Below are 347 nucleotides of genomic sequence, written 5' to 3'. Positions count from 1 at the left end.
TCCCGGTCTTTTTATCATCGGGCGCCAGATGCGGCTTTCCTGACGGCGCCACAGCTGCTGAATATTGTTGTGGTGGTGCAAGGAGCACCAGACAGGATAGTATTGCGACTGGGAATGTGAACTGTAGATTGAACTACCAGACACAGAAAGGTGCGATTAAAGTGCTGACGATCGCTCCCAGCGAAGAATAAGCCGGAGAACAGCACTGTCAGAAGCCAGGTGCCTATCATCAGGCAAAGCAGATCATAGCCAATGGGCGCAATAACCCCTCAAGGCGGTAGCGACCTTTTTGCCGCCACGAAAGTGAAAGAACACTGGATAAATATGGCCGAGATAGGCGGCAATCG

The 347-nt window shown here is 51.9% G+C and carries 1 pseudogene; it reads right to left on the bottom strand.

What is annotated here, in order from left to right:
* Positions 1 to 347, bottom strand: a pseudogene (locus BG74_RS15940) (glycerol-3-phosphate acyltransferase); the annotation flags it as partial.

Origin of the sequence: Sodalis-like endosymbiont of Proechinophthirus fluctus (assembly GCF_001602625.1) — a bacterium.
Classification (GTDB): domain Bacteria; phylum Pseudomonadota; class Gammaproteobacteria; order Enterobacterales; family Enterobacteriaceae.
This window is presented reverse-complemented; position numbering and strand designations above follow the sequence as displayed.